Origin of the sequence: Pseudomonas anatoliensis, assembly GCF_017976235.1 — a bacterium.
GTDB lineage: Bacteria > Pseudomonadota > Gammaproteobacteria > Pseudomonadales > Pseudomonadaceae > Aquipseudomonas > Aquipseudomonas anatoliensis.
Window position 1 is genome coordinate 406,826 of the sequence record NZ_JACVHC010000005.1, and the last position, 25,163, is coordinate 431,988.

The 25,163-nt window shown below is 59.4% G+C and carries 19 protein-coding genes; 9 read left to right on the forward strand and 10 right to left on the reverse strand.

Features of this window, described 5'->3' with window-relative positions:
• Positions 1-3: 3 nt before the first annotated feature.
• From ICA16_RS18655 to ICA16_RS18670, 4 genes are all read right to left on the reverse strand, one after another.
• Complete coding sequence (locus ICA16_RS18655; RefSeq protein ID WP_042557219.1) at positions 4-1,014, reverse strand: class 1 fructose-bisphosphatase; 1,011 nt, start codon at positions 1,012-1,014, stop codon at positions 4-6.
• A gap of 331 nt (positions 1,015-1,345) precedes the next feature.
• Complete coding sequence (locus ICA16_RS18660; RefSeq protein ID WP_210701225.1) at positions 1,346-2,710, reverse strand: DUF3999 domain-containing protein; 1,365 nt, start codon at positions 2,708-2,710, stop codon at positions 1,346-1,348.
• Complete coding sequence (locus ICA16_RS18665; RefSeq protein ID WP_210701226.1) at positions 2,707-6,279, reverse strand: DUF2339 domain-containing protein; 3,573 nt, start codon at positions 6,277-6,279, stop codon at positions 2,707-2,709. The genes ICA16_RS18660 and ICA16_RS18665 overlap by 4 nt, the downstream gene beginning before the upstream one ends.
• A 162-nt stretch (positions 6,280-6,441) precedes the next feature.
• Entirely contained in the window at positions 6,442-8,892 is a 2,451-nt protein-coding gene (locus tag ICA16_RS18670) for a glycogen/starch/alpha-glucan phosphorylase (RefSeq protein WP_210554345.1), read from the reverse strand.
• 258 nt (positions 8,893-9,150) lie between these two features.
• Between ICA16_RS18670 and ICA16_RS18675 the strand changes: the two genes are divergently transcribed.
• Entirely contained in the window at positions 9,151-9,588 is a 438-nt protein-coding gene (locus tag ICA16_RS18675; protein WP_042557215.1) for a YkgJ family cysteine cluster protein, read from the forward strand.
• 161 nt (positions 9,589-9,749) lie between these two features.
• Here ICA16_RS18675 and typA read toward each other — a convergent pair whose 3' ends face one another.
• Entirely contained in the window at positions 9,750-11,570 is a 1,821-nt protein-coding gene (gene typA, locus ICA16_RS18680) for a translational GTPase TypA (protein WP_042557214.1), read from the reverse strand.
• A gap of 139 nt (positions 11,571-11,709) precedes the next feature.
• A complete protein-coding gene (thiI, locus tag ICA16_RS18685) occupies positions 11,710-13,164 on the reverse strand; it encodes a tRNA uracil 4-sulfurtransferase ThiI (protein ID WP_150617461.1) in 1,455 nt (484 codons plus the stop codon).
• Between the two features lie 327 nt (positions 13,165-13,491).
• Between thiI and glnA the strand changes: the two genes are divergently transcribed.
• The 5 genes from glnA to ntrC all read left to right on the forward strand — a co-directional run bounded on the left by glnA (position 13,492) and on the right by ntrC (position 19,065).
• Entirely contained in the window at positions 13,492-14,898 is a 1,407-nt protein-coding gene (glnA, locus tag ICA16_RS18690; protein ID WP_150604017.1) for a glutamate--ammonia ligase, read from the forward strand.
• Between the two features lie 284 nt (positions 14,899-15,182).
• Complete coding sequence (locus tag ICA16_RS18695) at positions 15,183-15,695, forward strand: DUF4124 domain-containing protein (protein WP_210701227.1); 513 nt, start codon at positions 15,183-15,185, stop codon at positions 15,693-15,695.
• Positions 15,692-16,315, forward strand: coding sequence for a DUF4124 domain-containing protein (locus ICA16_RS18700; protein ID WP_210701228.1), 624 nt, complete (start codon positions 15,692-15,694; stop codon positions 16,313-16,315). Before ICA16_RS18695 ends, ICA16_RS18700 begins: the two co-directional genes overlap by 4 nt.
• Before the next feature lie 231 nt (positions 16,316-16,546).
• A complete protein-coding gene (glnL, locus tag ICA16_RS18705) occupies positions 16,547-17,632 on the forward strand; it encodes a nitrogen regulation protein NR(II) (RefSeq protein WP_150604020.1) in 1,086 nt (361 codons plus the stop codon).
• The gene (ntrC, locus tag ICA16_RS18710) at positions 17,629-19,065 is read left to right on the forward strand and encodes a nitrogen regulation protein NR(I) (protein ID WP_150604021.1); all 1,437 of its coding nucleotides are present in this window, start codon (positions 17,629-17,631) and stop codon (positions 19,063-19,065) included. The genes glnL and ntrC overlap by 4 nt, the downstream gene beginning before the upstream one ends.
• A gap of 547 nt (positions 19,066-19,612) precedes the next feature.
• Here the strand turns inward: ntrC and ICA16_RS18715 are convergent.
• Positions 19,613-20,050, reverse strand: coding sequence for a hypothetical protein (locus ICA16_RS18715; RefSeq protein WP_150604022.1), 438 nt, complete (start codon positions 20,048-20,050; stop codon positions 19,613-19,615).
• On the opposite strand from ICA16_RS18715, the gene ICA16_RS18720 reads away from it, so the two are divergent.
• Positions 20,049-20,504: a tRNA (cytidine(34)-2'-O)-methyltransferase gene (locus ICA16_RS18720; RefSeq protein ID WP_150593893.1), complete on the forward strand. Its 456-nt coding sequence runs from the start codon at positions 20,049-20,051 to the stop codon at positions 20,502-20,504. The two genes, ICA16_RS18715 and ICA16_RS18720, sit on opposite strands and share 2 nt — an antisense overlap.
• 183 nt (positions 20,505-20,687) lie before the next feature.
• On the opposite strand, the gene secB is transcribed toward ICA16_RS18720, so the two are convergent.
• The 3 genes from secB to ICA16_RS18735 are packed head-to-tail and all read right to left on the reverse strand — an operon-like array spanning position 20,688 to position 21,900.
• A complete protein-coding gene (gene secB / locus ICA16_RS18725; RefSeq protein ID WP_042557206.1) occupies positions 20,688-21,173 on the reverse strand; it encodes a protein-export chaperone SecB in 486 nt (161 codons plus the stop codon).
• Positions 21,174-21,230: 57 nt separating this feature from the next.
• Entirely contained in the window at positions 21,231-21,485 is a 255-nt protein-coding gene (grxC, locus tag ICA16_RS18730; protein ID WP_007909231.1) for a glutaredoxin 3, read from the reverse strand.
• A gap of 1 nt (position 21,486) precedes the next feature.
• On the reverse strand, positions 21,487-21,900 hold the full coding sequence (locus ICA16_RS18735; protein WP_042557204.1) for a rhodanese-like domain-containing protein: 414 nt from the start codon (positions 21,898-21,900) through the stop codon (positions 21,487-21,489).
• A gap of 153 nt (positions 21,901-22,053) precedes the next feature.
• On the opposite strand from ICA16_RS18735, the gene gpmI reads away from it, so the two are divergent.
• Positions 22,054-23,583, forward strand: coding sequence for a 2,3-bisphosphoglycerate-independent phosphoglycerate mutase (gene gpmI / locus ICA16_RS18740; protein WP_150604023.1), 1,530 nt, complete (start codon positions 22,054-22,056; stop codon positions 23,581-23,583).
• 253 nt (positions 23,584-23,836) lie between these two features.
• A complete protein-coding gene (locus tag ICA16_RS18745) occupies positions 23,837-25,141 on the forward strand; it encodes a murein hydrolase activator EnvC family protein (protein WP_150604024.1) in 1,305 nt (434 codons plus the stop codon).
• The last annotated feature ends 22 nt before the right edge of the window (positions 25,142-25,163 follow it).

Genomic DNA, 25,163 nt, shown 5'->3' on the forward strand with positions numbered 1-25,163 from the left:
GGTTTATTCCTTGTGGTAGGCCGTAGCGCGGGCGACTTCTTCTTTCGAGCCCAGGAACACCGCAACACGCTGGTGCAGGCCGTCCGGCTGAATGTCGAGGATGCGCTGGTGACCGTCGGTGGACGCGCCGCCCGCTTGTTCCACGAGGAACGACATCGGATTGGCTTCGTACATCAGGCGCAGTTTGCCAGGCTTGGATGGCTCGCGGCTGTCGCGTGGGTACATGAACAGACCGCCACGGGTCAGGATGCGGTGCACGTCGGCAACCATCGCCGCGACCCAACGCATGTTGTAATTCTTTTTCAGCGGACCTTCTTCACCGGCCAGCAACTCGCCAACATAACGTTGTACCGGGGCTTCCCAGTGACGCTGGTTGGACATGTTGATGGCGAATTCCTGGGTCGATTCAGGAATGGTGATGTCTTCGTGGGTCAGCACGAAGCTGCCCATTTCGCGGTCCAGGGTGAAGCCTTTGACGCCGTGGCCCAAGGTCAGCACCAGCATGGTCTGCGGGCCGTAGATCGCGTAGCCGGCGGCAACTTGCTGAGTACCCGGCTGCAGGAACGCTTTTTCGTTCAGCGGCTCGTTCTGGGTCAGGTATTCGTTCGGGCAACGCAGCACCGAGAAGATCGTGCCGACCGGGGCGTTGATGTCGATGTTCGACGAACCGTCCAACGGGTCGAATACCAACAGGTACGCGCCTTTCGGGTATTTGCCCGGGATCTGGTAGGCATTGTCCATTTCTTCGGACGCCATGCCGGCCAGGTGACCGCCCCATTCGTTGGCTTCGAGCAGGATCTCGTTGGAGATCACGTCGAGTTTCTTCTGCACTTCGCCTTGCACGTTTTCAGTGCCCATGCTGCCCAGAACACCACCCAGGGCGCCTTTGGACACGGCGTGGCTGATTTCTTTACAGGCGCGCGCCACCACTTCGATCAGGAAACGCAGATCGGCAGGAGTGTTGTTGCTACGGGTCTGCTCAATCAAATAGCGACTCAGGGTAACGCGGGACATGGACGGCTCCGGTGGAATGGGGGGCTAAAAACCCGCGCAGTTTACAGGGAGTCTGAAAACGTAGCGAGCGAAGACGCCCGGTAACGTGCGTCGGGGCGCAATTGCTTGTATCAGACGTGAAAGGGTGCAGAGAGTTCAGGTCGCGGGTTTAGCGTAGACCGGTTCGAGACCGGTGGTGCGTGACTGACGGCAACAGTTCGAAGATTTTTGCTGGCTGGTAGACCGCTATCGCGAGCAGGCTCACTCCTACAGGGATCGCATTCCATCTGAAGAAATGCGCTCCCTGTAGGAGTGAGCCTGCTCGCGATCGGGTGCGCAGCACCCGCCTTTTTCAGGATTTAGAAGGAGGCTTGCGCAACAAACTGAACGCCATCGCCCCAAGAAACACCACACTCAACAACAACACCGCCCACAAACCGAGCTTCTTCCAATTGGTCTCAGCCACAGCCGCTGTCGTCGCGGTCGATGTCTGGGTAGCAACCGCGTCCCCCTGAACCGTCGCCTTGCCCAACGCCGCCAGTTTCTCCGGTTTGAAATCCGGAATAAGAGTCGTCAACGGCAGATTCGCCGTTTTCACATTCGGATTACCCAACGCCAGACTGTACGGCCCCTCTCCACGCGCGAGGAAGATCACCTGAGTTGCCCGCACCGCGTATTTCAGGCTCGGCGCCTGTTCGCCCAAACCGCCGCCGCGTTCATCCACCGTCAGCTTCAATTGCTGCACGGTTTGCCCGTAGAGCTGCAATTCGTTTTGCACCACGTCTTGGGCATTCTGCGTCAGGCGATAGAGCAAACCACTGCTTAACGTCTGCCACGGCAGGCTGCTCTCGCGCCGGCCGGCCAAGGTTACCGGCGCCAGACTGTTCGGTTGTTTCAGCTCAACCTGGACCCGCTCGACATTCAGCCCCATCGGCAACTGCCAGGTGTATTCACCGGGTTTGCTGCTACTGCCTGCCAACGCTTGCGACCAGACCAACGGCAGCGGCACGTTACGCGGGTCGCTGCTTTTCAGCTGTGCTGAGGTCAGGATCGGTGCCGAGTTCGGCGACTCCCAGAGCAGTCGCAGATAACGCGCCGATTGTCCCGGCAAGGCAACCTCCTGCTGCTCGATCCGCTCATCGGAAAAGGTCAGTCGCGCCACCTGCCCCTCGCCCCACGGCTGCCAACGCTGCAAGTCGTCACTGGCCTCGATGCTGAAACGCTGGAAGCCGTCGCGCTCGCTGGTCCAGTCGAGGATCAACTGCTGCAACGGTGCCTTGATTGCACTGGCGTCGAGCAACCAGCCGCGCAGCACTTCCTCACCCGCCTCCAACTGACTGGATGGCTGCACCTCAACCAGCGTGCCGTTGGTGGTGGATTGCACCCGGACGTTGGGGGCGCGCTCCGTGGCGTCCGCAGCGTTATACAGCGGGAACCACTTCACTTCGTGCAACTGGCCGTCGTCGCGGGTTTGCGCCGATTCGCGGGCCAAGGCGTAGGCCTGTGGTTCGCCGGCAGCGTTGAACACGCGCAAGTCGCTGAGATCGGTCTGGCGCGCCTGCAATTGCGCGCTTAGCGGCAACTCCAGGCGATACCACGGGCCGTCGCCCGTCACCGACAGCGGCACCTGCGTGGCGAAGTCCGCCGGTTTTTCCTGAGCGCCGGCGACCATCACCACACCCAACGCCAACCACCCCAGATTCAGCATGCGACTCACGATGCAACTCCTTCGGTTTCCGGGGCTGGTTTTCCTGCCTCCGGGTCAGCTTCGACGCGTTTGGGTGGCAGCGGCGCGAAGTAGCCCACCACCAACAGCAACACGCCGACGCCGATAAACGAGACGATCCGGGCGAGGCCGCCACGGTTGCTCAATTCGACAAAAATCAGTTTGGCCACCACCAGCGCAATCAGCGCCGCACCGATCAGCCAGACCTCGCGACGATGACGCAGGTGTCCGCCGATCATCAGCCCCAGCGCCATCAGCGTCCAGACGATGGATAACCCGGCCTGCACCAGCATAGAGGCGAGCAGTTGATCGAGTTCGAATGGAATTCCCGCCCAATGGTGCGCAGCGCGGGTCACCAACGCGGTGCAGAAAGCGAACAGCGAAACCCCGGCGACCAGTTGCGTGGCGTAATCGGCGTAGTCCTGACGGATCGACAGCTGCGAAACCGCACTGCGTGACCAGACATAAACGCCGAACAAGGCGAACAGTAGACCCAGCTCCAGCGGATTGAGCAGCGGCACGTACGGCAAGGGTTCGGCGTTGCCATCGCTGACCCCGTTGGCCAGCCAGAACCACGCAAGCATCAACACTGCCAAAGGCGCGGCGGCATACAGACGGTATTCGCGGGCGAACGCCGCCACCGGCCACGGCCAGTTTCGCGGCGCTGCCGCCAGCAACAGATACAGGCTCGGCAGAAGCGCCCAACCCAACCAGCGCCAGGCGTTGTATTGCTCGGACAACAGGAGCAAGCCGTAGCGCAATTCCAGCGCGAGCACGCCGATCAGCAGCCAGCAACCGAGCACATGGGCGGTGCCCGAGGCGCGTGCCGGCAGCATTGGCGCCAAACGGCGCAAGCTGAAGAAGTGCACAGCGAACACCAATGTCCACGCCACCCAGCCGAAGTCTGCCGCCGGGTGATAACGCGAGTGCCAAGCCGCCAGCAATACCAAGCCTGCCGCTGGAATCAGCAGCGTGCAAAGCAAGGCCAGCGCCGGCCACTTCAAGCGCAGCGACAGCAGCGTCCACAACAGAACACTCAACGCCGCCACCAACAGCAACAACGTCCCTTGCAGATTCACCGGTGCAAAACGCAGCACCTCACTGACCCACGCCAACGCCCACCAACCAGCGCCCCACACCAGCAAGACTTCGGACAAACGCTGCAAACTCAGTGCATCAAACGCCGAAGCGTGATTGCCCAGTTGCAGGCGCCAGGCACCGATCATCGCCGCCAGCCCCAGTACCAGCGGCGTCCAGAACCCGCCATGGGCCAACGGCTTCAGACCTTCGGCAGACAACGGCCCGAGCAATTCGGGACCGGCGAGCAAGAACGCCGCGCCACCGATCACTTGCAACAGCAGTCCGAAGACAAAACTCACGCGTTGCTGGAGGTAAAGGCTCAGCCAGATAATCAGCAAACCGCTGGCGGCCCACACCGCACTCGCCGTTTGCCACGGCAGGACAAACAACACCGCCAGATTGATCAGCACCAGACCGGCCAGCAACACCACCGACAAACCACGCAACAGGCGTACGTCGCCGCGCACCATTTCGTCGCGAGCGGCCAAAAGCATGCCGGCGATCAGCGCCAGGCCAATCAACGACGCACTGAGCAGACCGCTCCAACCGGCGCTGAAGACTGCCGCCGAATCTTCGCCAGCGCCTTGCAGCCGCAGCAGGAACAAGGCACCACCCAGCAATTGCACGCCGAACGCGGTGAACAGGAACGTGCGCGATTGCAGCCGCAAACCTACAAACAAGGTCGCCAGACCGGCCAGTGCCCAACTGATCGCCGTGCCCTGAATGAAGAAGAACAACGGCGCCAATAGATAAAGGAACGTCAGGCCCAGGCACGCCAATACCGGCAGCCCTTGGCGTTCCCAAGGCGAAGCCTGTTCCGGCGTGGCTTTGCGCAGTTGATAGAAGCTAAACAGCAGCGCAGCGCCAAGCATCAGCGCGCCCAGTGGAGCACCATCGAGCAGGCTGCTTTCGCTGACATTCAATTGGCTGAGAAACGCCAGCGCTGAACCGAATTGCAGCAACAACGCAAAGGCCCGGGCGAATGGTCGATGCTGACGCAAACCCAGCCAGAAAATCCCCGCACCTTCCACCGCCCATGCCGCCGACGTCCAGCGTGCATCCAGGCCCAGCGGAATCGCCAGACTGGCGAAAATCACCCCCAGCGCCAGACAGGTTTCGCCCAGCAGTACCGCGCGCCCGCCCATCAACACCTTGGCCAGGCCCATGTAAATCATGCCCAGCGCCAAGGCGCTGAATGCGGCGGCGAACTCCAGGTGCTGGACCAGCGCAAACTGCAAACCAAAGCCCACGATGGGCGGGCCGAACAGCATCGTCCCGTCAACGTAATCGCCCTTGCGCGCCGACCAGTGCAGCAACGCCTCGCGATCACCGTCCGCAGGAGCGTCGGGCATATCGAGCAATTTACGTCGGGCAAACAGCAGGCCGATGCCTAGGTACATCAGGAAGAACAGAATCAGGAATGGCTCGGTGCTCCACAGCAGTTCCGGCGCGTACGAGCGCAAGCCCCAGGCGAAACCGATACCGAAGGTGCCGACGAAGCCGATCAGGTTGAGCAAGCGCCAGGCTTTGAACCAGGCGATGGCGAGAATGCCGGCATTGAGCAGCGCGAAATAACTGAACAGTGCGACATGGTTACCGGCGCCGGTCGAGGTCAGGATCGGTGCGGCGAAACCGCCCAGCGCGGCCGCTGCGGCCAGACCTAGCGCATCTTGCGTAATGGCCAGAATCGCCGAGAACACCGTCACGGCCACCAGCAAACCCAGCGCGGCGGACGGATCAAGCAGCGGATGCAAACGCATCGCCGCAAACACCGTCAGGTACAGCACAGCAATCCCGGTGCCTTGCAGCATCAACGCATAATTGCTGTTGCGCTGACGTAGCCACCAGCCCAGCGCCAGCAGACCCAGCGCCGCTGCCGCGACCCCGGCGTAACGCAATTCGATTGGCACCACCATGCCTTCGGTGGCGTAACGCAGCAGAAACGCCAGACCGAAGAACAACAGCACCACGCCGACACGCAGTACGGTGTTGCCGCCGAACAACCAGTTGCGTGCAGCGCTGATGCCACGCTCGATAAGGTTCGGGCCTCGGGGTTCGGCGGGTTGTTGTGGTTCGGGGGTGACGGCGTCCAGACGCCAGACATCGTCCGGCAATGGTTGACTGGTTTCGCTGGCGACGGCGGAAATTGGCTCAAGTTCGGGCGGCAGTTCCCAGACTAGTTCGGGTGTCGGGGCCTCTGCGACGACGTCAACAGGCTCACTGACCGGTTCAACGCTTGGCGTTGCCGCCGCATGAGATGGCGAGCCTTCCAGCAGGAACAGACGCTGGGCAACGCCTTGTAAGGCCACCCTCACCTGTTCAAGTTGGTGCTGTTGCTCCGCCATCTGCGAGCCAAGCCGCGCAATGCGGATCGTCTGACCGATCGCCAGCCCCAGCAGCGCACCCAACAGCGCATCACTGAGCGACTCGTCGAGCAGCCAGCCGAGCACCAGCCCGATCAACATGAACATCCATTGCATGGTCGATATCCCTAAGCGCGAAGGCCAATCCGGGAAGATTAGCGCAGCCTGATCGAAAAAGATCGCAGCCTGCGGCAGCTCCTACAGGTTATGTAAACCCCTGTAGGAGCTGCCGAGGCTGCGATCTTTTCCGGCGCGCAGTATATCGAGCCGAGCGGAAAGTTACTCCAGCGCCTTCCAGATATCCGTGGCGTATTCGCGGATCGTCCGGTCGGACGAGAACCAGCCCATCCGCGATGTATTCAACACCGCCGAACGCCACCAGTTATCAGCGTCATGCCAATGCGCTTCGACGCGTTTCTGTGCTTCCCAGTAGGAGTCGAAGTCGGCGCAGACCAGGAAGCGGTCGTAGTCCACCAGCGAATCGATCAGCCCGGTATAGCGTGAAGTGTCATCCGGCGAGAACACGCCGCTGCGGATCGCTTGCAACACATCGTTGAGGCGATGGGACTCCGCGATGTCCGGCGCAGCGCTGAACTCGTGGTTCTGTTTGCGCGCTTCGACCTGCTGCGCGCTGAGGCCAAAGATGAACATGTGCTCGGCGCCAATACGCTCGCACATCTCCACATTGGCGCCATCGAGGGTGCCGATGGTCAACGCACCGTTGAGGCCGAACTTCATGTTACTGGTGCCCGACGCCTCGAAACCGGCGGTGGAAATCTGCTCCGAAAGGTCCGCCGCCGGAATAATGCTCTCCGCGAGGCTGACGTTGTAGTTGGGCAAAAACACCACTTTCAACAGGCCACGCACGGTCGGATCATTGTTCACCACCCGGGCGATGTCGTTGGTCAGCTTGATGATCAACTTGGCCTGGTGATAACTCGCCGCAGCCTTGCCGGCGAAGATCTTCACGCGCGGTACCCAGTCGATTTCCGGCTCTGCGCGAATGGCCTGATACAGCGCCACGGTGTGCAACAGGTTGAGCAACTGGCGTTTGTATTCGTGGATCCGTTTGACCTGCACGTCGAACATCGCCGCCGGGTTCACTGCGATCCCCAGCCGTTCATGAATCAGATAAGCCAGCGCTTTTTTGCTGTGCAGACGTTGTTCGGCAAAAGCTTTGCGGAACGCGGGTTTCTCGGCGAATGGCTCCAGATCCAGCAGGCGTTCTTCAGGGTTATCGAGCAGATCCGGGCCGAGGGCATCAACCAGCATCGAGGTCAGCTCGGAGTTGGCCTGGTACAGCCAGCGGCGGAAGGTGATGCCGTTGGTTTTGTTGTTGATCCGCTCCGGGTAAAGCTTGTGCAACTCGGAGAACACGGTTTTGCGCATCAGTTGCGTGTGCAACCCGGACACGCCGTTGACGCTGTGCGAACCGAGGAACGCAAGGTTACCCATGCGCACCCGACGACCGTTGTCCTCTTCGATCAGCGACACCGCGCGCAGCACGTCGAAGTCGTGAATGCCCTTGGCGCGCAGCGAATCGATGTGCTGGGCGTTGATCAGGTAAATGATCTGCATGTGCCGTGGCAGCATGCGTTCCATCAAACCGACCGGCCAGGTTTCCAGCGCTTCGGGCAGCAACGTGTGGTTGGTGTACGACAGCGTATCGACCGTCACTTGCCACGCCGCATCCCATGCCACGTCGTAGACGTCGACCAATTGGCGCATCAGTTCGGCGACGGCAATCGAGGGGTGCGTGTCGTTGAGCTGGATGGCGGCGTGATCGCCCAGGGTCAGCACCGAGGTGTGCATGTTGCGATGGCGACGCAGCAAATCCTGCAGCGAGGCGGCGACAAAGAAGTATTCCTGACGCAGGCGCAGTTCCTGCCCGGCCTCGGTACTGTCCGCCGGATAGAGCACGCGGGAAATGCTTTCGGCACGAGCCACTTCGGCGACGGCGCCCAGGTGGTCACCCGCGTTGAAACGCTCCAGGTGCAGATCTTCCATCGCCCGCGCACGCCACAGGCGCAAGGTATTGACGCTCGCCCCACGCCAGCCGACTACCGGTGTGTCGTAGGCAATTGCGCGGACGGTCTCGGCGGGTGACCAGACTTGCCTGGATTGGCCGCTGGCGTCGGTGACGGTTTCCACACTGCCACCGAAGCCGATGGGGTAGACGACTTCCGGACGCTCGAACTCCCACGGGTTGCCGAAGTCCAGCCAGTGCTCGGTCTGCTCCTGCTGCCAGCCATCGACGATGGCCTGGCGGAACAAACCGTGCTCATAACGAATACCGTAACCATGGCCAGCTATGCCGAGGGTCGACATGCTTTCCATGAAGCACGCCGCCAGTCTGCCGAGGCCACCGTTGCCGAGCGCCGCGTCGGGTTCCAGCAGGCGGATGCGCTCCAGATCGACACCGAGTTCGGTCAGGGCTTCACGCGCCACGTCGAGCAGGCCGAGGTTGCTCAGGCTGTCGTAGAGCAAACGGCCGATGAGGAATTCCAGCGAGAGGTAATACACCCGCTTCTGACCTTTGCGGTAGATCTGCCGGGTGTGGTCCATCCAGTGCTCGACCATGTGATCACGCGCTGCCAACGCAATGGCTTCGAACCAGTCATGGTCGAAGGCGTGATCAGGGTCTTTGCCCACCGCGTAGGTGAGTTTGGTCAAGACGGCGTCGCGGAATGCGGCAACCTCTGCTTCGCGAACTAGTGGTTCTTGAGTCATCGATACGACCTCGGGCGAGCGGGGAATTGTCTGAGCCTAGACGGTCTGACCGACGGCGGCGGCTCTGGTTCGGCAGTATTTCCGGAGACGGTGAGATGGCCCGGCATTACCTTGGCGAATGAGCTAATGAATGCAGGGGCCGTGCCGAATTGTTCGGCAAAATGCCTGCACGCAGAAAAAATCTGGCGAAAGGTTGTTCAAAAATCCACCAGTCCCGGTATGATCGCGCGCCCTGATGCACACGCCTGGTAACTCCCGATGATGAAGCCCAACCTGATTGCCGCCGCCGAGATCGATCGTCTCGATACGTGGGCCAAATATACGGCCCCGATGTGTGGCTCTTGTATCTCCAGCTGCTGCACGCTGCCGGTCGAGGTCAAGATCAAGGATCTGGTGCGCATCGGCGTGGTCGACGAGTTCGAACTGGGCGATCCGCCGAAGAACATCGCCAAGCGTTTGCAAAAGGAAGGCTTGGTCGAGCGCTTCAATCAGAAGTCGGGCATCTTCACCCTCCAGCGCATGAGCAACAACGATTGCTACTACCTGGATCGTAAGAGCCGCCTGTGCACCATTTATGACAAGCGCCCGGACACTTGCCGCAATCACCCGAAAATCGGCCCACGGCCGGGGTATTGCGCGTACAAGCCGAAGGAAGTGGTGCGCGAGCAGAATTTTCGGGCGATCGAGAAGTTCTAAAAATCAAAAGATCGCAGCCTGCGGCAGCTCCTACAGGGAAATGCGTTCCAATGTAGGAGCTGCCGCAGGCTGCGATCTTTTTTGCTTTTTACACTCCAGACAAACAAAAACGCCCCCGGTCTCTCGACCGGGGGCGTTTTCATTCCGCCTGAACTAATTACTTAGATCTTGGCTTTCTTGGCAGCGCGGGTACGCTCGCTTTCGTCCAGGATCTTCTTGCGAAGACGGATGGACTTAGGAGTAACTTCGCACAGCTCGTCTTCCTGGATGTATTCCAGAGCCTGTTCCAGAGTGAACTTCACTGGTGGAACCAGAGCGATGGTTTCGTCTTTACCCGAAGCACGCATGTTGTCGAGCTTCTTGCCTTTGGTTGGGTTGATACCCAGGTCGTTGTCGCGGCTGTTCTGGCCGACGATTTGACCGGTGTAGATCTCCTGACCGTGTTCAACGAACAGCTTGCCACGCGCCTGCAGAGTTTCCAGGGAGTAGGTCAGAGCCTTACCGGTTTCAACCGAAACCAGAACGCCGTTCTGACGGCCGGACATGTGGCCCGACTTGACGGTGTCGTAGCGATCGAAGATCGAGGTCAGGATGCCAGCACCGTTGGTCAGGGTCAGGAACTGGTTACGGAAACCAATCAGACCACGAGCAGGGATGTTGTATTCCAGACGCACACGGCCTTTGCCATCCGGCACCATGTTGCTCAGGTCGCCCTTACGCAGGCCCATCTCTTCCATCACTTTGCCCTGAGCTTCTTCAGGGATGTCGATGGTCACGTTTTCGAACGGCTCTTGCTTGACGCCGTCTACTTCACGAATGATCACTTCAGGACGGCCCAGGGCCAGTTCGAAGCCTTCGCGACGCATGGTTTCGATCAGTACCGAGAGGTGCAGCTCACCACGGCCGGAAACCTTGAACTTGTCAGCGGTGTCGCCTTCTTCAACGCGCAGAGCAACGTTGTACAGCAGCTCTTTGTCCAGACGGTCCTTGATGTTACGGGACGTCACGAACTTGCCTTCTTTACCGCAGAATGGCGAGTCGTTTACCTGGAAGGTCATCGAAACGGTTGGCTCGTCAACGGTCAGAGGCTTCATCGCCTCGACAGTGTCCGGGTGGCACAGGGTGTCGGAGATGAACAGCGAGTCCATACCGCTGACGCAAACGATGTCGCCTGCGAAAGCTTCTTCAACGTCGATACGGTGCAGACCGTGGTGACCCATCAGCTTCAGGATACGACCGTTACGCTTCTTGCCGTCGGCACCGATAGCAACAACCGGAGTGTTCGGCTTGACGCTACCACGAGCGATACGGCCAACGCCGATAACACCCAGGAAGCTGTTGTAGTCCAGTGCCGAGATTTGCATCTGGAACGGACCTTCACGGTCGACTTTAGGAGCCGGAACGTGATCGACAACCGCTTGGTACAGCGGGGTCATGTCTTCAGCCATGTCGGTGTGATCCAGACCGGCAATGCCGTTCAGGGCCGAGGCGTAAACAACCTGGAAGTCCAGTTGTTCTTCGGTAGCACCGAGGTTGTCGAACAGGTCGAAGATCTGGTCCAGAACCCAGTCCGGACGCGCGCCTGGACGGTCAACCTTGTTGATGACCACGATCGGACGCAGGCCGGCTTCGAAAGCCTTCTTGGTCACGAAACGGGTTTGCGGCATAGGGCCGTCTTGAGCGTCAACCAGCAGCAGAACGGAGTCAACCATCGACATTACACGTTCAACTTCGCCGCCGAAGTCGGCGTGGCCCGGGGTGTCCACGATGTTGATGTGGTAGCCGTTCCAGTTGATGGCGGTGTTTTTCGCCAGAATGGTAATACCGCGCTCTTTTTCCTGGTCATTGGAGTCCATCACGCGCTCGTCGTTGAGCTCGTTGCGCTCCAGAGTGCCGGATTGACGCAGGAGTTTGTCTACCAGGGTGGTTTTACCATGGTCAACGTGGGCAATGATGGCGATGTTGCGTAGATTTTCGATCACTTGTGTATCTCGATCAGAGGATTCGGTTTGCTGACAAGTCTTGGCAGCGATTAGCAGTAGTGTCCGGCATGGCCGTTACAGCTTGACGGCGGTGTCGGGGGGCCGGTGACGCAGGCCACAGGCAAACAGCCCCGGGCACTTAGCTCGGTCGATAAACGCGCACATTGGCATGCCCCTCACTGAGCAAATGGTGGGCATGCAGGCGACTCATCACGCCTTTGTCGCAATACAGCAGGTACTGGCGAGTAGGGTCCAGTTCCTTGAAACGTGCGTTCACTGCATAGAACGGCATCGTCTGTACCTCTATGCCGGCAAGCTCCAGCGGTTCGTCTTCAGCGGCATCCGGGTGACGGATGTCGATGACGATCTGACCGGCCAGTGCTTCGCCGACTTCTTCAATTTGCAAATCCTGGCCCAATTCATCGATGACTCGATCAATGGCGACCAGTTTGGCGTTGGCGAGCGCACGCTCGAGCACCGCCATGTCGAATTCTTTCTCTTCGTGTTCAACGCGGCCACGCTTGGCGGCGGTCTTCGGATTGACCGAGATGACCCCGCAGTACTCCGGCATGTGCCGGGCAAAATCGGCGGTGCCGATTTCGTTGGCCGTGTCGATGATGTCCTGTTTGTGCGCGACGATCAGCGGGCGCAGGACCAGCTTGTCAGTCACGCAGTCGATCACCGACAGGTTCGGCAGCGTCTGGCTCGATACCTGCGAGATCGCTTCGCCGGTAACCAGCGCATCGATGCTCAGGCGGTCGGCGATGACAGAGGACGCGCGCAACATCATACGCTTCAATACGACGCCCATATGACTGTTATCGACTTTGCCGAGAATTTCGCCCAACACTTCTTCGAACGGCACACTGACAAATAGCACGCGTTGCGAGCTGCCGTACTTCTTCCAGATGAAGTGCGCGACTTCCATCACGCCCAATTCGTGGGCACGACCGCCCAGATTGAAGAAGCAGAAGTGCGCCATCAGGCCGCGGCGCATGATCTGGTAGGCCGCAACGGTGGAGTCAAAGCCGCCGGACATCAATACCAGCGTCTGCTCCAAAGCGCCGAGCGGGTAACCGCCGATGCCGTTGTGCTGGCTGTGAATGACAAACAACCGTTTGTCGCGAACTTCGATACGGACTTCGATTTCCGGCTTTTTCAGGTCGATTCCGGCGGCGCCGCACTCACGACGCAACTTGCTGCCGACGTATTTTTCGACGTCCATTGAGCTGAACGCGTGCTTGCCCGCACGCTTGCAGCGCACCGAGAAAATCTTCCCGGCCAAGGCCGCGCCGTAGTGTTCCTTGCACTTTTCGGTGATGTCGTCGAAGTCGCCCAGCGGGTACTCGTCGATCTGCAAAAAGTGCGCGATGCCCGGCATGCACATCAGGCGTTCGCCCATCTCTTTCAGGGCTTTGGCGTCGGTAACGCGGGTTTCCAGCTCGAGGTTGTCCCACACACCGTTCACCACCACAGCCGGGTCCAGATCGCGGAGCACGGCGCGGATGTTTTTGGCCAACTGGCGGATAAATTTCGTCCGGACAGGTCGACTCTTGATGGTGATCTCGGGGAAGACTTTTACGATTAGTTTCATGAAAACAGCGCGCGCAGGGCCAGCCGAAAAAGGGGGGCGCGGATTATAGCGGAAATTGCTCAAGGTTTAACCAGTTAATATGCAGAAGGTTTCGCACGCACCAAAACGGGTCATTTTGAGATTAAGACGCTACATTAGAGGGCGATAATTTCTGCATGAGTGCGCTTTGCACCTTAATAAGCGTGAATTTGGGGCAAAAAACCCATGCTGGGGCACTGGCATGCAATTTGCTCCCTTGTGAGGCAGGTTGCCTTGGCAGAGTATTCGCGCCGGCATCACCACTATTAAGGGCATCCACTACCCGCCCTAATTCACCCGGAGGACACTATGTCGAAGTCGGTTCAACTCATCAAAGATCATGACGTCAAGTGGATTGATCTGCGCTTCACGGACACCAAAGGCACTCAGCACCACGTGACCATGCCGGCTCGCGATGCGCTGGAAGACGACTTCTTCGAAGTCGGCAAGATGTTCGACGGTTCCTCCATCGCTGGCTGGAAAGGCATCGAAGCCTCCGACATGATCCTGCTGCCGGACGACGAAACTGCCGTACTCGACCCGTTCACCGAAGACGCCACCCTGATCCTGGTGTGCGACATCATCGAACCGTCGACCATGCAAGGTTACGATCGCGACCCGCGCGCCATTGCTCACCGCGCCGAGGAATACCTGAAGACCACCGGTATCGGTGACACCGTCTTCGCCGGCCCAGAGCCAGAATTCTTCATCTTCGACGAAGTGAAATTCAAGTCGGACATCTCCGGTTCGATGTTCAAGATCTACTCCGAACAAGGTTCGTGGATGTCCGACCAGGACATCGAAGGCGGCAACAAGGGTCACCGTCCAGGCGTCAAAGGCGGCTACTTCCCGGTTCCGCCGTTCGACCACGACCACGAAATCCGTACTGCCATGTGCAACGCACTGGAAGAAATGGGCCAGACCGTTGAAGTTCACCACCACGAAGTGGCGACTGCCGGTCAGAACGAAATCGGTGTCAAGTTCAACACCCTGGTGAAGAAAGCTGACGAAGTTCAGACTCTGAAATACGTTGTACACAACGTTGCCGACGCTTACGGCCGCACCGCTACCTTCATGCCGAAGCCGCTGTACGGCGACAACGGTTCGGGTATGCACGTGCACATGTCCATCTCCAAAGATGGCAAGAACACCTTCGCTGGCGAAGGCTATGCCGGCCTGTCCGAAACCGCTCTGTACTTCATCGGCGGTATCATCAAGCACGGTAAGGCACTGAACGGCTTCACCAACCCGGCCACCAACTCCTACAAGCGTCTGGTGCCAGGCTTCGAAGCGCCGGTAATGCTGGCCTACTCGGCTCGCAACCGTTCCGCCTCGATCCGTATTCCTTACGTCAACAGTCCTAAAGGCCGTCGTATCGAAGCACGTTTCCCGGACCCGGCTGCCAACCCGTACCTGGCTTTCGCAGCACTGCTGATGGCCGGCCTGGACGGTATCCAGAACAAGATCCACCCAGGCGATGCTGCCGACAAAAACCTGTACGACCTGCCGCCTGAAGAGGCGAAAGAGATCCCACAAGTTTGCGGCAGCCTGAAAGAAGCCCTGGAAGAGCTGGACAAGGGCCGTGCGTTCCTGACCAAGGGCGGCGTGTTCTCCGACGACTTCATCGACGCTTACATCGCGCTGAAATCCGAAGAAGAAATCAAGGTCCGCACCTTCGTACACCCACTGGAATATGAGCTGTACTACAGCTGCTGATCCGGTAGCGCCGCGCTACGCGGCGTGACAAAAAGAGGCCTCCTTCGGGAGGCCTTTTTTATTGCGCGGATTTTATGACTGATGAAGAACCTGTAGGAGTGAGCCTGCTCGCGATAGCGGTGGGTCGTTAAGAATTATGGTGGCTGACACTACGCGATCGCGAGCAGGCTCACTCCTACAGTGAATTGTGGCGTACAAATAATTCCCGGATGTGTACCGGGTTAGGCTTACCGCCGACCCTGGCCTATGCTGCAAGCCAATCTCATTGTTGATCGGTCGATTCCATGGGTCGTGGTTTTCTATTCCTGCTGCTGGCAATCGCTCTGCCCGCCCACGCGCAGATCTACAAATACACCGACGCCAACGGCCACACGGTGTACAGCGATCATTCGCCGGACGGCGTCGACGCGCAGCCGGTGGAGTTGCCGCCGCTCAACCGTGTCGAATCGCAAACGCCGAGCACGCCGCCACCCGTCGAGACGGACAATCCCCAGCCTGAGCCCAATGCGTATGAAGTGCTGGAACTGACCGGCCTGCCCACTGAAGAAGCCCTGCGCGCCAACAACGGCACCTTCACCGTCAATGTGCTGATCAAGCCGCGCCTGCAAACGCCGCATCAATTAAGACTGGTATTGGACGACGAGCCTTACGGGCAGTCGAGCAACGTGCCGATCCTGCAACTGGTGAATATCGATCGCGGCGAACATCGTCTGGCGGTGCAGGTGATCGATGGCGAAACGATCGTCCAACAGAGCCCGCCAGTAGTCTTCACCGTGCAACGGGTGCACAAGCCATGATCCGCGCATGGCTGATCGCCGTGCTGGCCATGACGGCACTGCACGCCTCGGCCGAGGTGTTCACTTATATCGACGCGCAAGGCAATCGTGTCTACACCGATCAACCACGCGGCAACGCCAAGCGTGTGCCGCTGGCCACCAGCAATCGCATGCCGGCTAACCCAACGGCTACTGCGCCGATGACCACCGCGAAAAAATCGTCGGAACAACCACCGTTTCATTACGACATGCTGCGCGTTCTGGTGCCCGAGCCTGACGCGACCATTCGCAGCAGTGCCGGTGAGCTGATTGTCAGCATCACCAGTGAACCTCGCCTGCAAAAGGGCCATTTTTATCGCTTGCTGCTGGACGGCAAGGCCACGGGCGAGCCCGGTGTTAGCCCGGTTTTTCCGTTGAGCAATATCGACCGTGGCAGCCATAGCCTCTCGGTGGAAATCCTTGATGCTCAGGGCCGCACCGTCGAGCGCACCGCCAACCAACCCTTCCACATGCTGCGCATCTCGCTCGCGCAGAAACGCCAGGTCAAGCCCTGCACCACAGAGGACTACGGCGTGCGCCCCGAGTGTCCGGCGAAAGACAAACCCGAAGAGCCGAAAAATCCTTTCCTGCGTTTCTTCTAACGCCATTCAGCTTTGCGCACTATATTGGTGCAATAGGTTGCACCGTACTCACATTCCATCCCATTTTGGTTCGAAACTTCCCGATCAAGCTGGCAGAACGCCACGCAAACGAGCGTCAAACGCCCGTTTCAGGGGTTGAACGCTTCTTTTCGGAGCCTTGGTTTGGTTTTTGCATTTTCCATCTGAACACGCTTGTTTCTTGCGCACGCTCCGCCCCCAAAAGAGGCCTTGATGACTATTAGCGACGCAATCCCACGCTTGCTGCTCGACAACCTGACCACTGCCACAATCTTGCTTGATGCCGAATTGCGCCTCGAGTACATGAACCCGGCAGCGGAGATGCTGCTGGCCATCAGCGGTCAGCGCAGCCATGGGCAGTTCATCAGCGAGCTGTTCACCGAGTCCGCCGAGGCGCTCAATTCGTTGCGCCAGGCCGTGGAACAGGCGCACCCGTTCACCAAGCGCGAAGCCATGCTCACCGCCCTCACCGGTCAGACATTGACGGTGGATTACGCGGTGACGCCGATCCTCAGCAACGGCGCGACCCTGCTCCTGCTGGAGGTCCACCCGCGTGACCGCCTGCTGCGGATCACCAAGGAAGAGGCGCAGCTGTCGAAGCAGGAAACCAGCAAGATGCTGGTGCGCGGCCTCGCCCATGAGATCAAGAACCCGCTCGGCGGCATCCGTGGCGCCGCGCAATTGCTGGCCCGCGAGCTGCCGGAAGAAAGCCTGCGCGATTACACCAACGTGATCATTGAAGAGGCTGATCGCCTGCGCAATCTGGTCGACCGCATGCTGGGTTCGAACAAGCTGCCGTCGCTGGCCATGTGCAACGTTCACGAAGTGCTCGAGCGCGTCTGCCATCTGGTCGAAGCCGAAAGCCAGGGCTGCATCACGCTGGTGCGCGATTACGACCCAAGCATTCCCGACGTGTTGATCGATCGCGAGCAAATGATCCAGGCCGTGCTGAATATCGTGCGCAATGCGATGCAGGCGATAAGCAGTCAGAACGAGCTGCGTCTGGGCCGCATCAGCCTGCGTACCCGGACCATGCGCCAGTTCACCATCGGCCACGTCCGCCATCGTCTGGTGACCAAGATCGAGATCATCGACAACGGCCCGGGCATTCCTGCGGAACTGCAGGAAACCATTTTCTTTCCCATGGTCAGCGGCCGCCCGGACGGTACCGGGCTGGGCCTGGCCATCACCCAGAACATCATCAGCCAGCACCAGGGCCTGATCGAATGTGACAGCCATCCAGGCCACACCACGTTCTCGATCTTTCTGCCACTGGAACAAGGAGCCACATCGACATGAGCCGTAGTGAAACCGTGTGGATCGTCGATGACGACCGTTCTATCCGTTGGGTTCTGGAAAAGGCCCTGCAGCAGGAAGGCATGACCACCCAGAGCTTCGACAGCGCCGATGGCGTGATGAGTCGCCTGGCCCGTCAACAGCCGGACGTGATCATCTCCGACATCCGCATGCCGGGTGCCAGCGGTCTGGACCTGTTGGCGCGGATTCGTGAGCAGCACCCACGGCTGCCGGTCATCATCATGACCGCTCACTCCGATCTGGACAGCGCTGTTGCCTCCTATCAGGGCGGTGCATTCGAGTACCTGCCAAAGCCGTTTGACGTTGATGAGGCTGTCTCGCTGGTCAAGCGCGCCAATCAGCATGCGCAAGAACAGCAAGGCCTGCAGGTCGTGCCAGCGCTGACCCGCACCCCGGAAATCATCGGCGAAGCGCCGGCGATGCAGGAAGTGTTTCGCGCCATCGGCCGCTTGAGTCACTCCAACATCACCGTGCTGATCAACGGCGAATCGGGTACCGGTAAAGAACTGGTGGCCCACGCCCTGCACCGTCACAGCCCGCGTGCGGCCTCGCCGTTCATTGCACTGAACATGGCGGCGATCCCCAAGGATCTGATGGAATCCGAGCTGTTCGGCCACGAGAAAGGCGCGTTCACCGGAGCGGCCAACCTGCGTCGCGGACGCTTTGAACAGGCCGATGGCGGCACGCTGTTCCTCGATGAAATCGGCGACATGCCAGCCGATACTCAAACCCGTTTGCTACGGGTTCTGGCCGATGGCGAGTTCTATCGCGTTGGCGGTCATGTGCCGGTCAAGGTTGACGTGCGGATCATCGCCGCGACTCACCAGAATCTGGAAACCCTGGTGCATGCCGGGAAATTCCGTGAGGACTTGTTCCACCGCCTCAACGTGATCCGTATCCACATTCCTCGCCTGTCGGATCGTCGTGAAGACATCCCGACGCTGGCCCGACACTTCCTCAGCCGCGCTGCGCAGGAGCTGGCGGTCGAGCCGAAGTTGCTGAAAAGCGAAACCGAGGAGTACCTGAAAAACCTGCCGTGGGGCGGCAACGTGCGCCAGTTGGAGAACACCTGCCGCTGGATCACGGTCATGGCGTCCGGGCGCGAAGTGCACATCAGCGACTTGCCGCCAGAGTTGCTCAACCTGCCGCAGGATTCGGCGCCAGTCACCAACTGGGAGCAAGCGCTGCGCCAGTGGGCCGATCAGGCGTTGGCGCGTGGCCAGTCGAGCCTGCTCGACAGCGCGGTGCCGGCGTTCGAGCGGATCATGATAGAGACGGCGCTGAAGCACACCGCCGGGCGCCGACGTGATGCCGCGGTGCTGTTGGGCTGGGGGCGAAATACCCTGACGCGCAAGATCAAGGAATTGGGGATGAAGGTCGATGGCGGGGATGATGATGAGGGGGATGAGGGTTAATCAGCCTTTGGGTCTTCGCTGACAGAGACATCCAATCGCGAGCAGGCTCACTCCTACAGTTGACTGTGTGGGGTTCACAATCATGTGAACACCTCAAATCCCTGTAGGAGTGAGCCTGCTCGCGATGCTTTTTGAGTCTACATGCACCGCATCAATGCACGATGACCCGCAACCGGGCACGGCAGGCTTTTCAAAATCCCGTCTGAACTAACCGGAATTCAGCGTCAAAACCCTTCAAACCCCCGGAAAACGGGGGTTTTGTATATCCGTAGATATTTCCTGTTTCAAAATGCGAAAACCTGGCACGTCCCCTGCAATACCTCTCACAGGTGATTCGTTTCACCACCCGTTTCGGGGACCTTGGTACAGGCAGGCCGGGGATTCCCCTCTTTACATCGGGCTCACACCGCAACGCGACGAGCTCACCCTTTTGGGATCCTTGGTACAGGCAGGCCGGGGGTTCCCTCTTTACACCGGACTGACGCTTTGAGCAAAGTCCAGCCTTTTGGGAACCCTGATACAGGCAGGTCAGGGATTCCCGCTTTTATTACTCGCGCAGATGGATCTGCAGCCGCCAGCGGTCATCGACCTCGCTGCCGGCCCAATCTCCCTGCAGCGGCCGCGCCGCCAGCACCGTCAGCAACAATCCGCCGTCACTCATTCGCGTACGCCAATTCACATCCTTGCCATTGAGCTTGAACTGGCCTTTCTGTGCCCGCCCATCAGCCTGAAACAACAGCGCCACCGTGCCGTCGATGATCTCGCCGTGCAGTTTCGGTTCGTTGTTGAACCACACCACCAGCCCACCGTCGATCACCTCGACCTGCTGCAAAACGGTTGGATCCGGCGTGGTCAGGCGACCGATCATCAAACCGATCATCAAACCGACAATCGCCAGCGAACCGATCACCCGCGGGAATAGTTTCGAACGCGAGTCCGCTTGCGGCGTAGAATGCGCGTCATCTTTACCTTCGGAGCCGTGCATGTTTCACGTCATCCTTTTTCAACCAGAAATTCCGCCGAATACCGGCAACGTTATCAGGCTGTGCGCCAACAGCGGCTGCCACCTGCATTTGATCGAACCGCTGGGCTTCGAGATGGACGACAAGCGCCTGCGCCGGGCAGGTCTCGACTACCACGAATACGCCACGCTGCAACGCCACGCCGACCTCGCCAGTTGCCTGGAAAGTTTAGGCAATCCACGCCTGTTCGCGTTCACCACCAAGGGTTCGCGGCCGTTTCATGATGCCGCGTTCGTCCCGGGCGATGCGTTCATCTTCGGCCCGGAAAGCCGAGGCCTGCCACCGGAAGTGCTCGACGCCCTGCCGGCCGGACAGCGCCTGCGCCTGCCGATGCGTGAGGGCTGCCGCAGCCTGAACCTGTCCAACACCGTGGCAGTGGCCGTTTACGAAGCGTGGCGGCAGAACGACTTTAAATAACACCGCAGCGGATCTATCAATCCTCTGTAGAAGCTGCCGAAGGCTGCGATCTTTTGATCTTGTTTTTTCGGGGATCAAGATCAAAAGATCGCAGCCTTCGGCAGCTCCTACACGAAGGTTTCGTTTGCCCCATGAAAAAAGCGCCATTTGAAGGCGCTTTTTTCATGGGGCGTTACTCACCGTTTACTGAACGGTTGGCGTCTCGCCGCTTTCCTGCATGCGCTGCAGCTCTTGCGCGTACAGGGCGTCGAAGTTCACCGGAGCCAGCATCAGCGCCGGGAACGAACCGCGGGTTACCAGGCTGTCCAGGGTTTCGCGAGCGTACGGGAACAGGATGTTCGGGCAGAACGCACCCAGGGTGTGGCTCATCGAAGCCGCGTCCAGGTTCTTGATCAGGAAGATACCGGCCTGTTGCACTTCAGCGATGAAGGCGACTTCTTCACCGTTTTTCACGGTAACGGACAGGGTCAGTACGACTTCGTAGAAATCACCTTCCAGTTCTTTCTGACGGGTGTTCAGATCCAGACCGACCGCCGGGTCCCACTGCTGGCGAAAGATCGCCGGGCTTTTCGGGGCTTCGAAGGACAGGTCGCGTACGTAGATGCGCTGCAAGGAGAATTGCGGTGCGGTTTCTTCTTCGCTGGCTGCAGTGTTCTGTTGGTCAGTCATCTCAGATCCTTTCTGATCTTGGGTCTTTTAGGGAGTGCTGTACGTGGGTGCAGCCGTTCAGGCCTTGAGCAACGCGTCGAGCTTGCCGGCGCGTTCCAGGGCGAATAAATCGTCACAGCCGCCGATGTGCTTGCTGCCGATCCAGATCTGCGGCACGGACGTGCGTCCGGCTTTCTGGGCCATTTCGGCACGCACCTGCGGCTTGCCATCGACCTTGATCTCTTTGAAGGCCACGCCTTTGTTCTCGAGCAGGTACTTGGCTCGCGAGCAGTAAGGGCAGTAATCGCTGGAGTAGACGATGACTTCGCTCATATCACTTCACCAGCGGCAGGTTGTCGCCTTTCCAGCTGGAGATCCCGCCGGACAGCTTGGCGGCGGTGAAGCCGGATTTCATCAGTTCGCGGGCGTGGGTGCCGGCGGTCTGGCCCAGGGCATCGACCAGAATGATGGTCTTGGCCTTGTGCTTTTCCAGCTCGGCGACGCGTGCGGCCAGTTTGTCCTGGGGAATATTCACCGCACCAACGATGTGGCCGGCAGCGAAATCCTTGGCTGTACGAATGTCTACCACTACGCCTGCATCTTTGTTGACCAGCGCGGTCAGCTCACCGGTGCTCAGGCTTTTACCGCCGCCCTGCATCGTGTGCGCCAGCAGCAGAGCCAGCAGTACGACGAAGATACCGACAAGAATGTAGTGGTTAGTGGCAAATTCAATCAGGTGAGCAACCATCGAAGGAGGTTCCAGGGCGTTAAAATGTCGGCCAGTATACACAGCCACTATGGTGGGCCAAACCCCGTCCGGCGGTGACGCGCTCGGAACTTCGCTTTAAACTCCAACTCCCTTTTCCATCGCCCTCTTCTTTATCAGCCACGAGTGGATTCCATGACTACCACGCCTAAACCTTTGGTCCTGATCATTCTCGACGGCTTCGGTCACAGCGACAGCCCCGAATCCAATGCCGTTTTTGCGGCGAAGAAGCCTGTGCTGGATCGCCTGACGGCCAACCAGCCGAACGGCTTGATCTCGGGCAGCGGCATGGACGTCGGTCTGCCGGACGGCCAGATGGGCAACTCCGAAGTCGGCCACATGAACCTAGGCGCCGGTCGTGTGGTGTATCAGGACTTCACCCGCGTGACCAAATCGATCCGCGACGGCGAGTTTTTCGAGAACCCGACCATCTGCGCCGCTGTAGATAAAGCCGTGGCTGCCGGCAAAGCCGTGCACTTCATGGGCCTGCTGTCGGAGGGCGGCGTGCACAGCCATCAGGATCACCTGATTGCCATGGCCGAACTGGCCTTCAAGCGCGGCGCCGAAAAAATCTACCTGCACGCTTTTCTCGACGGCCGCGACACGCCACCAAAAAGCGCCGCTTCGTCGATCGAACTGCTCGATGCGACGTTCCAGGCACTCGGCAAGGGCCGCATCGCCAGCATCGTCGGCCGTTACTTCGCCATGGACCGTGACAACCGCTGGGATCGCGTGGCCCAGGCGTACAACCTGATCGTCGACGGCAACGGCGAATTCAACGCTGCCACCGCTCAGGAAGGCCTGGACGCCGCTTATGCCCGTGGCGAGAGCGACGAATTCGTCAAAGCCACCACCATCGGTGAACCGGTCAAGGTAGAAGACGGTGACGCCGTGGTATTCATGAACTTCCGCGCCGACCGCGCCCGCGAGCTGACTCGCGTTTTCGTCGAAGACGATTTCAAGGACTTCGAGCGCGCGCGTCAGCCAAAACTGGCCGGTTTCGTCATGCTGACTCAATACGCCGCGAGCATTCCTGCGCCGTCGGCATTCGCTGCGGGCAGCCTGGAAAACGTGCTGGGCGACTATCTGGCGAAAAACGGCAAAACCCAGCTGCGCATCGCTGAAACCGAGAAATATGCCCACGTCACCTTCTTCTTCTCCGGCGGCCGTGAAGAACCGTTCCCGGGCGAAGAACGCATCCTGATCCCGTCGCCAAAAGTCGCCACTTACGACTTGCAGCCGGAAATGAGCGCGCCGGAAGTGACCGACCGCATCGTCGACGCCATTGAAAACCAGCGCTACGACGTGATCGTGGTCAACTACGCCAACGGCGACATGGTCGGCCACAGCGGCGTGTTTGACGCGGCAGTGAAAGCGGTTGAATGCCTGGATACTTGCGTTGGCCGCATCGTCGAAGCACTGGACAAGGTGGGTGGCGAAGCGCTGATCACCGCTGACCACGGCAACGTTGAGAAAATGGCCGATGAAGAAACCCACCAGGCGCACACCGCACACACCACCGAGCCGGTGCCGTTCATTTATGTCGGCAAGCGCGATCTCAAGGTCCGTGAAGGCGGCGTACTGGCAGATGTGGCGCCGACCATGCTCAAGCTGCTGGGTCTGGAAAAACCGGCGGAGATGACCGGGACTTCGATTCTGGTCTGACCCGAATCGCCAAAACACCGCAAAACCCTGTGGGAGCTGGCTTGCCAGCGATAGCAATCTGACAGCCAACAGCTATGTTGAATGTTCAGACGCCATCGCTGGCAAGCCAGCTCCCACATTGGTCTAGGGTGGTTTCAAAGATTATTTGCAGCTGTATCTCCGGCCAGTTATCACACAGCCCCAATTGGGCGTTTTTTTTGCAGCCTCGGGCGGGCATACTAGGCCGTCCATTACCCTGGTGCCGCCCGCCCCTATGCTTCGCGTCCTGATTGCCCTCGCTCTGACTTGCCTGCTCCAACCGGCCTTCGCTGACGAGCGCGCGCAAACCCAACAACAGTTGGACGCCACGCGTCAGGACATTGCCGAGCTGAAAAAGCTGCTTAGCAAGGTTCAGGAAGAAAAGTCCGGCGTACAGAAAGAGCTCAAGGGCACCGAGACCGAGCTGGGCAAGCTGCAGAAGCAGGTCGATGCGCTGCAGAAAGAACTGCAGAAAAGCGAATCCGAGCTACAGCGACTCGATGCAGAGAAAAAAAAACTCCAGAGCGCGCGCACTGAACAACAACGACTGATCGCCATCCAGGCCCGTGCGGCCTATCAGAACGGCCGTCAGGAGTACCTCAAACTGCTGCTCAACCAGCAGAATCCCGAGAAGTTTGCCCGCACCCTCACCTATTACGATTACCTGAGCCAGGCCCGCCTGGAGCAGCTGAAAAACTTCAACGAAACCCTGCGCCAATTAGCCAATGTCGAAAAAGACATCGGCTTGCAGCAGGCGCAGTTGCTGGTCCAGAAAAGCGACCTCGACACCCGCCGCGACGAGCTCGACAAGGTTCGCAAGGAGCGCCAGCAAGCCCTCGCCAAGCTCAATGACGACGTGAAGGCCCGCGACCAGAAACTTGCCGCGCGCGAGCAGGATCAGGCAGACCTGTCTAAAGTCCTCAAAACCATTGAAGAAACCCTGGCCCGTCAGGCCCGTGAGGCAGAAGAAGCGCGACAGAAAGCGCTGATCGCCCAGCAGGAAGCGGAAAAAAAGCGTTTGCGTGAGGCGCAAGCCCACGCGGATACAGAATCGGACACCAGCGACGCCCCACGAAAACCTGTCAAATCGTCTCCCGGCGCGCTGGTTTCCAGCAGTGGCGAAACCTTTGGTGGAGCTTTTGCGGCAACCCGGGGAAAACTTCCATGGCCGGTTGATGGTCGACTGCTGGCACGCTTCGGTGAAAGCCGTGGCGACGACGCCCGCACCAAGTGGGATGGCGTGATGATCAGCGCCTCCGCCGGCAGCCAGGTGCATGCCGTCCACGGTGGGCGCGTGGTGTTTGCCGATTGGCTGCGCGGCGCCGGGTTGCTGGTGATCCTCGATCACGGCAATGGTTTTCTGAGTCTTTACGGTCACAACCAGACACTGCTCAAGTCGGCGGGTGACGTGGTTAAAGCCGGTGAGTCCATCTCCACTGTCGGTAACAGTGGCGGCCAGGACACATCAGCGCTGTATTTCGCAATTCGTCAGCAGGGTCACCCGAGTGATCCGGCGCAATGGTGCCGCGCGCAAGGATAGGCGTTGAGTCACCAACATTAGG

Excerpts from the sequence above, each read along its gene's own strand:
- ICA16_RS18700 (WP_210701228.1), top strand. The coding sequence starts at position 15,692 with ATGATCCGCGCATGGCTGATCGCCGTGCTGGCCATGACGGCACTGCAC.
- secB (WP_042557206.1), bottom strand. The coding sequence starts at position 21,173 with ATGACTGACCAACAGAACACTGCAGCCAGCGAAGAAGAAACCGCACCG.
- glnL (WP_150604020.1), top strand. The coding sequence starts at position 16,547 with ATGACTATTAGCGACGCAATCCCACGCTTGCTGCTCGACAACCTGACC.
- grxC (WP_007909231.1), bottom strand. The coding sequence starts at position 21,485 with ATGAGCGAAGTCATCGTCTACTCCAGCGATTACTGCCCTTACTGCTCG.
- ICA16_RS18720 (WP_150593893.1), top strand. The coding sequence starts at position 20,049 with ATGTTTCACGTCATCCTTTTTCAACCAGAAATTCCGCCGAATACCGGC.
- gpmI (WP_150604023.1), top strand. The coding sequence starts at position 22,054 with ATGACTACCACGCCTAAACCTTTGGTCCTGATCATTCTCGACGGCTTC.
- ICA16_RS18695 (WP_210701227.1), top strand. The coding sequence starts at position 15,183 with ATGGGTCGTGGTTTTCTATTCCTGCTGCTGGCAATCGCTCTGCCCGCC.
- ICA16_RS18655 (WP_042557219.1), bottom strand. The coding sequence starts at position 1,014 with ATGTCCCGCGTTACCCTGAGTCGCTATTTGATTGAGCAGACCCGTAGC.
- ICA16_RS18745 (WP_150604024.1), top strand. The coding sequence starts at position 23,837 with ATGCTTCGCGTCCTGATTGCCCTCGCTCTGACTTGCCTGCTCCAACCG.
- ntrC (WP_150604021.1), top strand. The coding sequence starts at position 17,629 with ATGAGCCGTAGTGAAACCGTGTGGATCGTCGATGACGACCGTTCTATC.
- ICA16_RS18665 (WP_210701226.1), bottom strand. The coding sequence starts at position 6,279 with ATGCAATGGATGTTCATGTTGATCGGGCTGGTGCTCGGCTGGCTGCTC.
- glnA (WP_150604017.1), top strand. The coding sequence starts at position 13,492 with ATGTCGAAGTCGGTTCAACTCATCAAAGATCATGACGTCAAGTGGATT.
- ICA16_RS18735 (WP_042557204.1), bottom strand. The coding sequence starts at position 21,900 with ATGGTTGCTCACCTGATTGAATTTGCCACTAACCACTACATTCTTGTC.
- ICA16_RS18715 (WP_150604022.1), bottom strand. The coding sequence starts at position 20,050 with ATGCACGGCTCCGAAGGTAAAGATGACGCGCATTCTACGCCGCAAGCG.
- thiI (WP_150617461.1), bottom strand. The coding sequence starts at position 13,164 with ATGAAACTAATCGTAAAAGTCTTCCCCGAGATCACCATCAAGAGTCGA.
- ICA16_RS18675 (WP_042557215.1), top strand. The coding sequence starts at position 9,151 with ATGATGAAGCCCAACCTGATTGCCGCCGCCGAGATCGATCGTCTCGAT.
- ICA16_RS18670 (WP_210554345.1), bottom strand. The coding sequence starts at position 8,892 with ATGACTCAAGAACCACTAGTTCGCGAAGCAGAGGTTGCCGCATTCCGC.